The following is a 14,064-nucleotide window of genomic DNA, read 5'->3' on the forward strand; positions in this document are numbered from 1 at the left end:
CGCTATACCGGCTCCGGGTATCAGGAGGCAATCGGCTGCAGTACGTTTTGTCTTGCAGTTTCGGCAGCCTGTACCATGTTCTTTAATGCAGCTTCTGTTTCGCTCCAGCCACGGGTTTTAAGGCCGCAGTCGGGGTTTACCCACAGGTTGCGGGCGGGCAGCAGAGCGGCCGCTTTTTCCAGCAGGGCTACCATCTCGGCTACCGTAGGTACGCGGGGCGAGTGGATATCATATACGCCGGGGCCTATCTCGTTAGGGTATTTAAAACCGGCAAAGGCCTCCAGCAGTTCCATTTGCGAGCGCGAAGTTTCGATCGTGATCACATCGGCATCCATGGCCGCAATGTGTTCGATCATATCGTTAAACTCGGAGTAACACATGTGGGTATGGATCTGGGTCTGGTCCTGTACGCCCGATGCCGCTATGCGGAAGGCTTTTACGGCCCAGTCCAGGTAAGCCGCGCGCTCGTCGCGGCGCAGGGGTAAGCCTTCGCGTATGGCCGGCTCGTCGATCTGGATCATACGGATGCCTGCAGCTTCGAGCGCCACCACCTCTTCGCGTATCGCCAGTGCGATCTGGTTGGCGGTAATGCTCCTGGGCTGATCGTCCCGTACAAACGACCATTGCAGTATCGTTACCGGGCCGGTAAGCATACCTTTCATAATGTGTTGGGTTACCGACTGGGCATACTGGCTCCAGCGTACCGTCATATCATGCGGGCGGCTTACATCGCCATAAATAACCGGGGGCTTTACGCAACGGCTGCCGTAACTCTGCACCCAACCGTTCTGCGTAAACAGGAAGCCGTCGAGCTGCTCGCCAAAGTACTCCACCATATCGTTGCGTTCAAACTCGCCATGTACCAGCACATCCAGGCCCAGGGCTTCCTGCAGCTTTATGGTGCGTTCGGTTTCGGCTTTGATCAGTTCATCGTAATGCTGTTTCGAAATAGCGCCTTTCTTCAGTTGTGCCCGCCAGCTGCGTACGTCGGCCGTTTGCGGAAAGGAGCCTATGGTTGTGGTGGGGAACAGGGGCAACTGAAAACGCTCCTGCTGTACCCGCTGCCGGGTGGTGAAGGCGCTGTGGCGGCGGGCATCGGCATCGGTAATATTGGCTACCTTTTGTTTTACGTCCTGCTTGTGGATCAGCGACGACAGGTTGCGGCTTTGTATCGCTTCCCTGTTGGTAACAAGCAACTGCTCGTTGCCGTCCAGTATGGCTTTCAGCTCCTGCAGCTCATCCAGCTTCTGCCGGGCAAAGGCCATCCAATTGCGGATACCTGCGTCCAGCGCGGTTTCCAGCCCGAGGTCGAAGGGGCTGTGCAACAGCGAACAGGATGGGGCGATCATAACGCGGTCCGCGCCGATCGCTTCCTGCGCTTTCCGGATATGCTCCAGCGACCAGGCATAGTTGTTCTTCCATATATTGCGGCCATCGACTACACCCAGCGACAGGCTTAGCTTTTCGGGGATAGCGGCCAGCACGGCATCCAGTTGTTCCGGTGCACGTACCAGGTCGATATGCAGGGCGCATACCGGTAGCTTTACCGCCAGTTCCGTGTTTTCCTTCAGGGCGCCGAAATAGGTGGTGAGTACGATTTTCAGGCCGGGGCATTGTTTGTTGATCTCTTTATAGGCCAGGCGTATGGCTTCGCGCTCTTTATCATCCAGGTCCAGCGCCAGTACAGGCTCGTCGAGCTGTACCCATACCGCGCCATAACTGGCCAGGCGGTTCAGTATGTCGATGTATACGGGCAGCAGGCGGGGCAACAGGTCGATGCGGTTAAAGCCGCTCTCTTTCTCCTTGCCCAGCAGCAGGTAAGATACCGGTCCGAGCAGTACGGGCTTAGGTATTTTACCGGTTACCTGGCGGGCGCCGTTAAACTCTTCGAATACTTTATCGGAGCATATTTTGAATTGCTGTTGTTTGGTAAATTCGGGTACGATGTAGTGGTAATTGGTATCGAACCATTTGGTCATTTCCATGGCGGTAATGTCCAGGCCATCTTTCTGGTAGCCGCGGGCCATGGCAAAATACAGGTCCAGTTCCGTATTACCTTTTACGTCGGTTACCACGGGCATATATCGGGCGGGTATAGCGCCCAGCAACAGCGACATGTCGAGTACATGATCGTAGAAGCTGAAATCATTACAGGGTACGAGGTCGATCCCGGCCTGGGCCTGGGTCTTCCAGTAATTTTCTCTCAGGGTTTTGGCTGTGTTGTACAGGTCGTCTTTCGATGATTTGCCGGCCCAGTACAGTTCACAGGCTTTTTTCAATTCGCGTCTGGCACCAATGCGCGGGTAGCCGAGGTTGTTTAATAACATGCGTATATCGCTTTTAAAAGTGAATAAACAGGTGTTGCGATATGCTTTGGCGAAAAGAAAAAACTGGAGGGGAGGATAAGGACATGCAGCAGCCGCATACCATGGGTATGGCGTAAACAGCGTAGCGGGTGCTGCAATATTATCGGGCTACCGGGGCTTCAGATCGCGAAAGCATGTAACAACATAGCAGGGCAAGTATCTGACTTCGCAGGTACGGGTAGTACCTGCTCACAGTTGCGCGACAGTCCGTGATTTGCACACGGTTCCTTTTTAATTCCTGAGGTGGAGGCCACAGGATACCAGGCTATGAGATAATGAATGATAAGAACTTCAGAACCGGGAATTACCGGCGCTGCTGCGGCAAATATAGAGACAATTCGGATCGAAAGTGTCACCATAACAAAAATTGGCAATCTTGTAGTGCCGTAATCCCCCGGTTTATAAGCGGCAACCGGGTGGCTATAAAAGAAAATGAAGGCCCGCCCGGTAATAATGAGTACTTAATTGCTGCAAAAAACTTAATTTTGCCGGTAATACATCAGACAAATATTTAAAATGAAACAAAATAACGACCTGAAGCAGATTCTTCTTTGCGCCGGCTTGATCCTGGCAGCGGTAGCGGCCCGTATCGTCAATGCCGAAGCGCATCTGTATAACCTGGCGCCGGTAGCGGCATTGAGCCTGTTTAGCGGCGCGGTGCTCAAGAACAAATCTTATGCTTACCTGATTCCACTGGCGGCTTATTTTATTTCAGACCTGTACTTCCAGGTTACGGCCGGTACCGGTTTCTACGGCATCAGCCAGTTCTTCGTATATGGCGGTATGGCGTTGGTAGCTCTGCTCGGTACCCGCATGGGACAGCCTAAAGCGCTGAAAGTATTTGGTTTTTCGATCGCAGGCTCCCTGTTGTTCTGGATCATTTCCAACTTCGGTGTGTTTGTAGGCGGTTACTGGGGAACAGGCCTTAAAGGCTTTACCACTACCTACCTGATGGCGCTGCCTTTTTATACCAAAAACGGTACTACCTTCTTCATGAACTCCCTGCTGGGCGATCTGATCTTCAGCGGTGTATTGTTTGGCGCTTATGCTTTGCTGAAGCCCAAAACCAATGCTGCAAGGGAAGAAGTACTGGGTGTACGTTAAAAAACAGGAACTTAAATTTTTATAACAGCAATCAACGCAGATTATTTGAAAAAATAGTCTGCGTTATACTTTACAAGCGAAGCGGCGCCAGGCGCGGCTTCCATTAATCCGATAAAGTGAAATCAGTAGCATTCCACACATTAGGTTGTAAGCTCAACTACTCCGAAACATCTACCCTGGGGCGGATGATGGAGACCGAGGGCTTCGTGAAAAAAGAATTTGAGGACCATGCCGATGTGTATGTGATCAATACCTGTTCGGTTACCGAAAATGCCGATAAAGAATGCCGGCAACTGGTACGGCGTATCCAGCGCCGGGCGCCCGAGTCGCTGGTGGTGATCACCGGTTGTTATGCCCAGCTCAAACCCAAAGAGATCGCCGCTATCGAAGGCGTAGACCTGGTATTGGGCGCGGCCGAGAAATTCAATATTGCCGAACACCTTAAAGAGCTGTCCAAAGGCGACAGCACCAAAATCTGCAGTTGCGATATCGAAGATGTGGAAGGCTTCCAGTCTTCGTTTTCGCTTACCGACCGTACCCGTACCTTTCTCAAGGTGCAGGACGGCTGCGATTATACCTGCAGCTTCTGTACCATACCCCTGGCGCGTGGCCATAGCCGCAGCGACAGTATCGAAGGGGTATTGCAGAATGTGGACGAGCTGGCTGCTGCCGGCGCCAAAGAGATCGTACTTACGGGTATCAACCTCGGCGATTTTGGTAAAGGCACCAATGGCGGTAAAAAAAGAGAGGAGTCCTTCTTTGAGCTGGTGCAGGCGCTGGATGAACATAATGGTATCGAACGCTACCGGATCTCTTCGATCGAGCCCAACCTGCTCAGCAACGAGATCATCGAATTTGTAGCCCAAAGCCGGCATTTTATGCCGCATTTTCATATCCCGCTGCAGAGCGGCAGTAACGAGGTGCTGGGTAAAATGCGCCGCCGTTACCGCAGGGAACTGTATGCCGAAAGGGTAGCCGCGATCAAAGCGCTGATGCCGCATTGCTGTATCGGGGTCGATGTGATCGTAGGTTTCCCCGGCGAGACGGAAGAATTGTTCCGCGAGACTTTTGAATTCCTGCATGAACTGGAGGTATCCTATTTCCACGTATTTACCTACTCCGAAAGGGCCAATACGCTTGCGGTCGATATGCCCGATGCCGTGCCGATGCACGTACGCCACGAGCGGAACAAGATCCTGCGTAACCTGTCGTATCAGAAGATGCAGTACTTCACCGAGCAGCATCACGGACAGCAACGTAAAGTACTGTTCGAAAGCCCGTCCAACGGCATGCTCGAAGGGTATACCGACAATTATATCAAAGTAAAAACACCCCACCGCGAAGCCTGGCAGCACGCCATTGTAGACTGGACGCTGGCTTAACAGGCGGCCGGGGCCGGACATGCTTTGCCTGTGCTTACGTTATATAAGGGATGAGATCCATTCGCTGTGCGATTTCAGGATGACAGTGCTCCGTGTTTTAAAGGTGCGCTGTCATCCTGAGCGAAGCGAAGGATCTCATCCCTTTTGCAATACAGCAAGGGGGGATAGATTATGAGAGGGCGGTAAGTCATAAGTGGGTTACTTAGCCAATTGGTATACCAGCAGGGCTACAATATAGGCCAGGCCGGTCATATAGGCCAATTGGATCAGCGGCCATTTCCAGCTTTTGGTTTCGCGTTTAACGATAGCAATCGTGCTCATACATTGCATGGCAAAGGCATAAAAGACCATCAGCGAGAGCCCGGTGGCCAGGGTGTATACCGGGCCGCCATCGGCACGCCTGGCTGCATGCATCTTTTCGCGCAGGGGTTTGCTGTTCTCGTCCGCGCCACCCACACTGTACAGCGTAGCCATGGTGCCTACAAACACCTCGCGGGCCGCGAAAGAAGAGATCAAGGCTATACCCATTTTCCAATCATAACCCAGCGGGCGTATCGCGGGTTCTATGGCTTTGCCCATAATGCCGGCATACGATTGTTCCAGCTTTTCGCTGCCCTGCTGTTCTTTTTGTTCCTCGGTAAGGCTGCCTTGTTGCTCGGCCAGCTGTTCGTATTTCAGTTGTACGGCATCCATTTTTGCGGCGGGACCATAACTGGCCAGGGCCCAGAGGATCAGCGATATGACCAGGATCACTTTACCGGCATCGGTTACAAAGATCTTCGCTTTTTCAAACATGGTAATCAGGGCGTTCTTCCAGCGGGGCGCGCGGTATACCGGCATCTCCATCAGGAAGATGCTGTGTTCGCGGCTCTTCATAATCCAGCCCAGTATACGCGCTACGATCAGGGCGGTTACAAAGCCCAGCAGATACATGCCCATCATCACCAGGGCCTGCAGGTTGAAGATGCCGAAGATATACCGCTCGGGTATAACCAATGCGATCAGGATGGTATAGATCGGCAGGCGGGCCGAACAGCTCATAAAAGGGGTAACAAGTATGGTGATCAGCCGTTCTTTACGGTTCTCGATCGTACGGGCGGCCATTACCGCCGGGATGGCGCAGGCCATGCCACTGATCAGCGGCATTACCGAACGGCCGTTCAGGCCTACCGAACGCATCAGCCGGTCGGTAAGAAAACTGATACGGGCCATGTACCCGCTGTCTTCCAGCAGGGTAATGATTCCGAATAATAAAGCGATCTGCGGGATAAAAATAACGACCCCGCCAATACCGGCCAGCAGGCCATTGACCAGCAGGTCGCTCCACCAGGCTTCGGGCAGCAGACCGGCCGCTTGTCCCTGCAGGAAGGCAAAACCATTCTCGATCCAGCTCATCGGGTAACTGGCCAGCCAGAATACGCACTGGAACATCAGGAAGAGCACCAACAGCAAAATAACATTGCCCCAAACGCGGTGCAGCAGGATCTTATCCAGCCGCTCGGTAAACTGCTCCTTACGGGTCGGTACCCCTTCTGTTACGGTTCTCTGTACGATGTCGCCGATACGCCGGTAACGGGCCATTACTTCCTCGGCCTGTATCCGTGCTTTCAGGAATCTTTTTTTCTTGATCACCGTAGCAATCTGTTGTTGCTGATCGGCGGTCAGGAATTCGATTTTATCGTTGGCAGAGGCAATATGTAAAGCAGCATAGTCGCTGGCTACGCCCGATATGGCCCGTATGTCCTGCAGGGCTTCGCCGGCCAGCGGCGTAACCGGTGCAAAATCGGGTTCGGGAATAAATTCGGTATGGTGAAAAGATGCGATTGTTTTTTTAAGTGCGCTCAGTCCCTTGTTCTTCCTGGGGTTGATCGCCACCACGGGGATACCCAGTTCCTGTTGCAGGGCTTCCATATCTACCGATATGCCTTTTGAATCGGCAATGTCCAGCATGGACAGGGCCAGGATTACCGGCAGTTTCAGGTCGATGATCTGCGAACAGAACAGCAAGCTGCGTTTGAGGTTGGCGGCATCGGCCACGATCACGACCAGGTCGGGACGGTCTTTGCCGTAAGGGTTGAGCAGTACTTCGTAAGCGACATATTCGTCGGCACTTTTGGGATAGAGGCTGTAGGTGCCCGGCAGGTCGATGATTTTGGCTTTAATATCGGCGCTGATCTGGGCGCGCCCGGTCTTTTTGTCCACGGTTACGCCCGGGAAGTTCCCTACCTTCTGGTTCAGCCCTGTTAATGCGTTGAACAGGGAGCTTTTCCCGCTATTGGGATTACCGGCTAATGCTATCTTAAAGAAGTCACTCATGAATGTGGGCGCAAAGATAGGAAATACCGGAGGCTGGTATAACGTTTGTCACAGAAGAAATGACAATGAAAAAAATAAGTTAAGCGCCTGGTTTTAACGGTCGTTGGCGACCACCTGGGCTTTCCACATCATATCGAACACCTTTTGTTTCAGACCCTGTACATCGTTGGGCAGGAATTCGGCAATGTCTACTTCTGGCAGGAATATAGCGCGGTTAATACCGGCATTCCAGCTCCAGAAGCTGCTGTAGTGCCAGCGCTTATAGGTATCGGGAAAGATAACGGGCAGGATAGGCGTGCCGGTTTTAAGGGCCAGCCTGAAAGCGCCGTCGTAAAAGCTTTTCAGCGGTTCGCCGGTTTCGTTAAAGGTGCCTTCGGGAAAGATGAAGATACTGCCTTCGCGTTGCAGGCTGCGGCGTAGCAACTGCATGCTCCGCGACTTGCTTTTGGTATCGCTCCGGTCGACCAGTACGGCCATCTGTTTATACAGGAAGCCGAACAGTGGTATGCGCGCCAGTTCTTTTTTGGCCAGGGGCCTTACGAAAAAAGGAATGGTGCGGAAGATGAGCGGCGTATCGAGATAGGAGATATGATTGGCTACTACGACATAGTTCCTGCCGCGCTGCGGCTTTTGCAGGTACTCTCTTCTTGCCGGCATCCCGATCAGGAAAAACCAGACATAACTCCAGCCCCGTATCAGTTGCCATATGGCTTTGCGGCCCCAGGCGCCGAAGAAACTGAAGAGTATGAAAAAGGGGAACAGCAGTAAAAAAAAGACAACAAAAACGACGATGCAATAGGTCGTATAGAAATAACGCAAAACGCTCTTTTTAAAATTTGTGTACCGGGAAACGGTACTGCTTTACACTCTGGGCATCCAGCCCCGATGCAGCGCCTCGCGGAACGGCCATGGGATCGATGCCAGGATCACGATCAGTGCGATCAGGAAGCACCAGAAGGCCTTGCTGAACTTCTGTTTATCCGGTCCGGCTTTCTTGGTAGCAGCATAACCGACATGCACCAGGACAACACCGATGAGCATGCCAACGATATGTTCCAGGGCAAAAAAGCGATACTCAGGCACTTTCATGACTGCGCCGAACCCCTGGTTTTGAATGTTCTTGATGCCCAGGGCTCCCACAAAATACAGGTACAGGCCTACCAGCAGCTGCAGGTCCATCGTGATCAGGAAAAACAATGCAGGACGTTTATCGGAACCTGTAAAACTTTTACCGCCGTTTCTGCCAGCTGCCATCTTAACAATGGCCCATATAGCTACGATTAATACGATCCAGCGTAAAACGCTGTGCAGGTGTAACATTCCGGTATACATAGTTATGCTGTTTTGATAAAGGAGCCCTGCAGGGCCGGGAATTAAGGTATAAAAATGGCATAAAGGAATGTGGGGCTTTCGTCCCGCATTGCCCTTATGCTATTTTTTTATTTTTCGCGGACAATAAAAATTATCCTACTAATGCTTCGTATGCTTTGGCATCCATCAGGCTTTCTACCTGAGAAAGATCGCTGATCTTCATTTTTACCATCCAGCCTTCGCCGTAAGGATCCTGGTTTACAGATTCCGGTGCGGAAGCCAGGTCCGGGTTTACTTCGGTGATCGTTCCTGATAAAGGAAGGTAGAGGTCCGACACGGTTTTTACAGCTTCTACAGAGCCAAAAATGTCGTGCGCATTCAGCGACTGACCTACGGTTTCGATTTCCACATATACGATATCGCCCAGTTCGCGTTGTGCAAACTCGGTAATACCGATAGTTGCCGTATCGCCTTCAATTAACACCCATTCGTGATCTTTGGTGTATTTCAGATTTTCAGGAAAGTTCATTTTAATAAGAATTTTATGGGGCGAAAATAAGAGAAAAAAATCACAAAGCGGAAAAATAACCGCGGGCCGCATCAGGCATCAACACTCCTGCGCAGCTCTTTGGTAGAGGTAAGCCTGCCCACGGTAAGTCCCTGCACGATAATCGAGAACAATACGATAAAATACGTGATGGCCAGGAATACATTTTTGTTGAGGTAATCGTCGATAGAAAGGGCCAGGGCAATGGACACACCGCCCCGCAGGCCTCCCCATACAAGGATGGTAATCGTTTTACGGTCAAACTTATTGTTACGGAACGGGATCAGTTTGGTGGGGATCCAGATCGAAAGCAAACGGGCAAAGAGCACGATAGCGATCGAGAGCAAGCCTACTTTCCAGTACAGGCCCAGGTCGGGGATAATGATCAGTTCCAGGCCGATGATCAGGAACAGGATGGCGTTCATGATCTCGTCGACCAGTTCCCAGAACTTATCCAGGTAGTCTTTAGACACGGCCGACATAGCCCGGGTACGGCCCAGGTTGCCCACTACAAGCCCTGCCGCAACCATGGCCAGTGGCCCCGACATATGCAGGCTGTGCACGATCAGGTAACCGCCCATTACGATCGCCAGGGTGATCAGTACGTCTACTTTATAGTTGTCGACTTTTTTCATCATTACCGAACCGATAAAGCCCAGCAGCAGGCCGATGGCCAGGCCCCCGATGGCCTCCTTGGCGAGCAGCATGCTGATGCTGCCGAACGACAGGTCCACATCCTTGCCCTGGGCTACCTGCAGCAGGGTTACGAATACCACAACCGCCACACCGTCGTTAAAAAGCGACTCGCCGGCTACTTTGGTCTCCAGCGATTTGGGTACGCCGGCCTGTTTCAGGATGCCCAATACGGCAATAGGGTCGGTAGGCGAGATCAGTGCGCCGAATACCAGGCACTGGATAAAGGGAATATTGAAATGCAGCATCTGCAGGGCATAATACGACAGGATACCGACCACGAAGGTGGAGATGATCACACTGACGGTCGAAAAGACGACCACCGGGATACGTTGCTCCCGCAAGTCGCTCATATTGATATGGATGGCCCCGGCAAACAGCAGGAAGTTCAGCATGGCGCCCATCAGGATATCGGAAAAATCGAAGCCGCTGAGCAGGCGGGAGAAGCGGTCGAAGGTATGCGGGAAAATATTCTCAGTGGCGATAAGTCCAAGGGACACAAGCAATGCGATCACCATGATGCCGATGGTTGCCGGCAGTTTGAGGAAGCGCGCGTTGAGGTAGGAAAAAATAGCACAGAGAACGATAAGTGCAGAAAAAGAGTAGTACAATTCCATAGTTAATTCAAATAGCCTTAAATCGTTAGCGAAGGCTGCAAAGGTACGAAAATGCATTTTTTAGGCCCGGGAACGCATGATTCCTGCACGGGTATTGCCATAGCGCCGGTTTTACCCCTGCTCCGGCAGCATCCGGCCGGGAGCAGATCAACACGGGTCATTGTTATTAATTCTTTGTAACTTTGCGGCGCAAAACTTTGTATGCCTTATGCAGATTCAAGTAATGAAATCCAAGTTGCACCGTGTGACGGTTACAGAGGCCGATCTGAATTATATCGGCAGCGTAACCATTGACGAGGACCTGATGGATGCAGCTAATTTTATTGAGCATGAAAAAGTACAGATCGTTAACATCAACAATGGCGAACGACTGGAAACTTATATCATTAAGGGTGTCCGCGGCAGCGGAAAAATATGCCTTAACGGACCGGCCGCCCGTAGGGTAAGTCCCGGCGACCTGGTAATCATCATTTCCTATGGCCTGATGGATTTTGAAGAGGCGAAGTCTTTTAAACCTACGGTTATTTTCCCGAAAGAAGGCAATAAGCTTTAAGCGGTTATACGGCGCGGTGCCAGACACTGCCGCCGCAGGCTGCCCGCAAGCCGGGATATACCAAGATTAACACCGAACCCTATAGCATACACCATGTCAAAAAAGACGGCATCTACTATCCTGCAACTGATTGTTTTCCTGGGTCTCGGCGTTGCGTTGATCCTCTGGCGATACCAGGCCATCAACGAAACCGAGAAAAAGGCCATGTTCGAGGCCTTTTCGCATGTACGCTGGTGGCTGGGCGTACCTATCCTGGTCATTGGTTTCCTGTCGCACCTGTTCAGGGCCCTGCGCTGGAAACAGCTGTTACAACCCCTCGATATTTATCCCTCTGTTCCCAATATTACGTTTTCCGTACTGATCGGTTACCTGGCCAATGCCCTGGTGCCGCGCCTGGGCGAGGTAGCCAAGTGTACCGTGCTGGCCAAATACGAAAAGGTACCCGCCGATAAACTGGTCGGTACGATCATTGCCGAACGGGCCTTCGACCTCGTATGCCTGGTGCTTATCCTGTTTATCACCCTGGGCCTCCAGTACAATATCATTTACCCTTTTGCCCGCGATCTTTATATGAAACTGTTTACCGACAGTTCGGGTAACTTTATCTGGTTGCGGATCGTCATAGCCCTGGCCATCGCGCTGGGCGGGATCCTGGCTATCGTATTGCTGTACCGCAAGATCAAAAACTCCAAGGTAGGGCATATTATCAAAGGCATCGGCGAAGGACTTAAAGCCATCGGGCAGGTAAAACGTAAAGGCGTATTCCTGTTATACAGCCTGCTCATCTGGAGTATGTACACCCTGGCGGTAGTCGTTGGTTTTTATGCGCTGCCCGAAACCGAACACATTACACCGCTGGCCGGCCTGGCCGTTATTACCTTCGGCAGCGTGGGTATGATCGCTACGCCCGGTGGTATTGGCGCTTACCCGGTAATCGTGGCGCAGGTATTGCTGCTCTATGGTATCAGCGAAGGTATAGGCCTGGCCTATGGTTGGGTAAGCTGGGCTGCACAAACGGCCATCGTGGTATTGCTGGGTTTATTATCACTTATTTTATTGCCGCTCTATAATCGCAATCAAAATGCAAAAGCTTAAAAAAGAACTGGTACAGGATAAGATCATGTCCCGCGAGGCGCTCGCACACCTCTGCGCCGGCTGGAAAGTGAAAGGGTATAAAATTATATTTACCAATGGCGTTTTCGATATCCTGCACCAGGGGCATATCCGCTTGCTGCTGGATGCCGCAGAGCTGGGACATAAGCTGGTCGTAGGCCTTAATACCGATGCTTCTGTAAAAAGGCTCAAAGGCGAAAGCCGCCCGGTTAATGCCGAAGATTCCCGCGCCCTGCTGATGGCAGCTCAACTTTACGTCGATGCCGTATGTCTTTTTGAAGAAGATACCCCGCTGGAGCTTATCGAAGCCATACGTCCCGATGTGATCGTTAAGGGCGGCGATTATACGCCCGGTACCGTAGTCGGCGCCGATGTGGTAAAAACTTATGGCGGCGAGGTGGTAATCGTACCTACCGTTGAAGGTTATTCCACCACCCATATCATCAACAGCCTGAAATAGGGCCATTGCCTATATCAATGCGCCGGCCGCAAGGGTATTCGTATATTTGTAAACATGGTTAGCGCAACAATATCCATAACGCAGGTGTATACCTGGCTCTCGGAGATCTCGGACCCGGAAATACCCGCCGTCTCGATCCTCGACCTGGGTATCGTACGCGATGTGGTACTTGCAGACGATGCCGCATCGGTATCGGTAACCATTACCCCTACCTACAGCGGCTGCCCGGCCATGGACCTGATCAGTATGCAGATCCGGATGGCGCTGATGAGCCGCGGTTTTAAGAAAGTAGATATCAATATGCAGTTGGCGCCCGCCTGGACTACCGACTGGATTACTCCCGAAGGCAAGGCCAAAATGCAGGCCTATGGCATCGCGCCACCTATCCGTAAAGCCAAGGATGGGTTAGGACTTTTCGAAGAAGATGATATCGAATGCCCGCATTGCCATTCCCTCCATACCGAACTGGTCAGCCAGTTTGGCGCTACCAGTTGCAAGGCCATGTACCGCTGCCTCGACTGCAAAGAGCCTTTCGAGCATTTTAAGTGTCATTAAGATGCGTGCTACGTTTTAGAAAATGTAATCTTGTTCCTCCCCTTAGTTCTTAACAGCGAAGCAATGTGGCGTAAAGCAACAGGTTTAGACATCGCTTTTGCAGGCTCGATCCATTTTTAATTGCTGTTATTTTTAGTCGGGTTTCAATATGTGGATTTGGATTTATTTTTTAAATTCGTATTATGACCGATAGTAAATTATATCAGCTGATGGCTGTGGTTGAGGAGATCGGCCAACTGGATGAAATGATTGCCCTTCATGAAAAGCAGGGCTCTGATCTCATGCTGTCGCAGTATAGCGAAAAAAAGGTTGCGCTTACCGGCTACCTGATCCGGGAATTGATCGATCCGGCCGAAAATTCTTATGAAAGTTTGATTGCGATCCGGAGTATTCTGGATAAATTTTTCGGCTACTCTATTTCGGAAATCAAACCTTCTTCCGAACCGCATTTCAACAAAATTAAACAGCTTATTGACGTTATCGAATAGGGAATATGCCGGCATATGTCGCTTCTCGCTTCACTATTTGCCGCCCCGGTCCGTACCCGGGGCATTTCTATTTTATGTCTTATCTTTAAGACATCGGTTATCGGATGTACGCTTGCCCGGCAGCCCCGGCTAACACGGCAGTAACCCTATAAACAAGATACCATGGCAAAAACAAATTTTCAATCTGTAGATCAATACCAGGGCACCTTTCCGCCCGAAATAGCGGCACGCCTCGAGCAGGTAAGAACAATGATCCGGGAGGTGGCGCCCGATGCAGAAGAGGTGATTAGCTACCAGATACCGGCTTATAAATACCAGGGCTTCCTGGTTTATTATTCCGGCTATAAAAACCACATTTCGCTGTCTTACCCGTTCAGCGCGGCTTTGCTGGCCGAGTTCAAAGAGGAGCTTGCGAAGTACAAAGTCAGCAAATCGGCGATTCAATTTCCCAACAGCGAGCCCTTGCCTTTAAGCCTGATCAAACGCATTGTCCGGTTCCGGTTACAGGAAAATAAGGCCAAAGCGAAATAATTATTGTGTGTTTTTAATGCGGGTTTTA

At 51.4% G+C, this 14,064-nt stretch carries 14 protein-coding genes and 1 riboswitch; of the genes, 8 read left to right on the top strand and 6 right to left on the bottom strand.

Annotation, left to right across the window (positions count from 1 at the left end; genetic code table 11):
- Positions 1 to 20: 20 nt before the first annotated feature.
- Positions 21 to 2,327, bottom strand: a complete 2,307-nt coding sequence (gene metE, locus B0I18_RS05840; RefSeq protein WP_106521694.1) for a 5-methyltetrahydropteroyltriglutamate--homocysteine S-methyltransferase — start codon at positions 2,325 to 2,327, stop codon at positions 21 to 23.
- A gap of 173 nt (positions 2,328 to 2,500) precedes the next feature.
- Positions 2,501 to 2,646, bottom strand: a riboswitch (cobalamin riboswitch).
- 236 nt (positions 2,647 to 2,882) lie between these two features.
- Here metE and B0I18_RS05845 point away from each other — a divergent pair.
- Together B0I18_RS05845 and mtaB are read left to right on the top strand one after the other, a co-directional pair.
- Positions 2,883 to 3,470, top strand: a complete 588-nt coding sequence (locus tag B0I18_RS05845) for a DUF6580 family putative transport protein (protein ID WP_106521695.1) — start codon at positions 2,883 to 2,885, stop codon at positions 3,468 to 3,470.
- A gap of 116 nt (positions 3,471 to 3,586) precedes the next feature.
- Positions 3,587 to 4,852, top strand: a complete 1,266-nt coding sequence (gene mtaB / locus B0I18_RS05850; RefSeq protein ID WP_106521696.1) for a tRNA (N(6)-L-threonylcarbamoyladenosine(37)-C(2))-methylthiotransferase MtaB — start codon at positions 3,587 to 3,589, stop codon at positions 4,850 to 4,852.
- A gap of 198 nt (positions 4,853 to 5,050) precedes the next feature.
- Here the strand turns inward: mtaB and feoB are convergent, their stop codons facing one another.
- From feoB to B0I18_RS05875, 5 genes are all read right to left on the bottom strand, one after another.
- Positions 5,051 to 7,168 carry a ferrous iron transport protein B gene (feoB, locus tag B0I18_RS05855; protein WP_106521697.1) on the bottom strand — a complete coding sequence of 706 codons (2,118 nt, stop codon included), beginning with the start codon at positions 7,166 to 7,168 and terminating at the stop codon, positions 5,051 to 5,053.
- A 93-nt stretch (positions 7,169 to 7,261) separates the two neighbouring features.
- Entirely contained in the window at positions 7,262 to 7,987 is a 726-nt protein-coding gene (locus B0I18_RS05860) for a lysophospholipid acyltransferase family protein (RefSeq protein ID WP_106521698.1), read from the bottom strand.
- 42 nt (positions 7,988 to 8,029) lie between these two features.
- Positions 8,030 to 8,500: a hypothetical protein gene (locus tag B0I18_RS05865; RefSeq protein ID WP_106521699.1), complete on the bottom strand. Its 471-nt coding sequence runs from the start codon at positions 8,498 to 8,500 to the stop codon at positions 8,030 to 8,032.
- Between the two features lie 130 nt (positions 8,501 to 8,630).
- A complete protein-coding gene (gcvH, locus tag B0I18_RS05870) occupies positions 8,631 to 9,008 on the bottom strand; it encodes a glycine cleavage system protein GcvH (protein ID WP_106521700.1) in 378 nt (125 codons plus the stop codon).
- Positions 9,009 to 9,079: 71 nt separating this feature from the next.
- Positions 9,080 to 10,336 (bottom strand): cation:proton antiporter, encoded by a 1,257-nt coding sequence (locus B0I18_RS05875; RefSeq protein WP_106522054.1) that lies wholly within the window; start codon positions 10,334 to 10,336, stop codon positions 9,080 to 9,082.
- A 208-nt stretch (positions 10,337 to 10,544) separates the two neighbouring features.
- On the opposite strand from B0I18_RS05875, the gene panD reads away from it, so the two are divergent.
- The 6 genes from panD (at position 10,545) to B0I18_RS05905 (ending at position 14,036) form a co-directional block, all read left to right on the top strand.
- Entirely contained in the window at positions 10,545 to 10,889 is a 345-nt protein-coding gene (panD, locus tag B0I18_RS05880) for an aspartate 1-decarboxylase (RefSeq protein WP_106521701.1), read from the top strand.
- A gap of 93 nt (positions 10,890 to 10,982) precedes the next feature.
- On the top strand, positions 10,983 to 11,984 hold the full coding sequence (locus tag B0I18_RS05885; protein WP_106521702.1) for a lysylphosphatidylglycerol synthase transmembrane domain-containing protein: 1,002 nt from the start codon (positions 10,983 to 10,985) through the stop codon (positions 11,982 to 11,984).
- Entirely contained in the window at positions 11,971 to 12,462 is a 492-nt protein-coding gene (gene rfaE2, locus B0I18_RS05890; protein WP_106521703.1) for a D-glycero-beta-D-manno-heptose 1-phosphate adenylyltransferase, read from the top strand. The genes B0I18_RS05885 and rfaE2 overlap by 14 nt, the downstream gene beginning before the upstream one ends.
- A gap of 54 nt (positions 12,463 to 12,516) precedes the next feature.
- Complete coding sequence (gene paaD / locus B0I18_RS05895) at positions 12,517 to 13,017, top strand: 1,2-phenylacetyl-CoA epoxidase subunit PaaD (RefSeq protein WP_106521704.1); 501 nt, start codon at positions 12,517 to 12,519, stop codon at positions 13,015 to 13,017.
- Positions 13,018 to 13,199: 182 nt separating this feature from the next.
- On the top strand, positions 13,200 to 13,505 hold the full coding sequence (locus tag B0I18_RS05900) for a hypothetical protein (RefSeq protein WP_106521705.1): 306 nt from the start codon (positions 13,200 to 13,202) through the stop codon (positions 13,503 to 13,505).
- 162 nt (positions 13,506 to 13,667) lie between these two features.
- Complete coding sequence (locus B0I18_RS05905) at positions 13,668 to 14,036, top strand: iron chaperone (protein WP_106521706.1); 369 nt, start codon at positions 13,668 to 13,670, stop codon at positions 14,034 to 14,036.
- Positions 14,037 to 14,064: the final 28 nt, after the last annotated feature.

The organism is Taibaiella chishuiensis, from assembly GCF_003014535.1.
In the GTDB taxonomy this organism is placed as follows: domain Bacteria; phylum Bacteroidota; class Bacteroidia; order Chitinophagales; family Chitinophagaceae; genus Taibaiella; species Taibaiella chishuiensis.

Coding starts and splice junctions, on each gene's coding strand:
- metE (WP_106521694.1), bottom strand. CDS start 2,327: ATGTTATTAAACAACCTCGGCTACCCGCGCATTGGTGCCAGACGCGAA.
- B0I18_RS05845 (WP_106521695.1), top strand. CDS start 2,883: ATGAAACAAAATAACGACCTGAAGCAGATTCTTCTTTGCGCCGGCTTG.
- feoB (WP_106521697.1), bottom strand. CDS start 7,168: ATGAGTGACTTCTTTAAGATAGCATTAGCCGGTAATCCCAATAGCGGG.
- B0I18_RS05865 (WP_106521699.1), bottom strand. CDS start 8,500: ATGTATACCGGAATGTTACACCTGCACAGCGTTTTACGCTGGATCGTA.
- gcvH (WP_106521700.1), bottom strand. CDS start 9,008: ATGAACTTTCCTGAAAATCTGAAATACACCAAAGATCACGAATGGGTG.
- B0I18_RS05875 (WP_106522054.1), bottom strand. CDS start 10,336: ATGGAATTGTACTACTCTTTTTCTGCACTTATCGTTCTCTGTGCTATT.
- panD (WP_106521701.1), top strand. CDS start 10,545: ATGCAGATTCAAGTAATGAAATCCAAGTTGCACCGTGTGACGGTTACA.
- B0I18_RS05885 (WP_106521702.1), top strand. CDS start 10,983: ATGTCAAAAAAGACGGCATCTACTATCCTGCAACTGATTGTTTTCCTG.
- rfaE2 (WP_106521703.1), top strand. CDS start 11,971: ATGCAAAAGCTTAAAAAAGAACTGGTACAGGATAAGATCATGTCCCGC.
- paaD (WP_106521704.1), top strand. CDS start 12,517: ATGGTTAGCGCAACAATATCCATAACGCAGGTGTATACCTGGCTCTCG.
- B0I18_RS05900 (WP_106521705.1), top strand. CDS start 13,200: ATGACCGATAGTAAATTATATCAGCTGATGGCTGTGGTTGAGGAGATC.
- B0I18_RS05905 (WP_106521706.1), top strand. CDS start 13,668: ATGGCAAAAACAAATTTTCAATCTGTAGATCAATACCAGGGCACCTTT.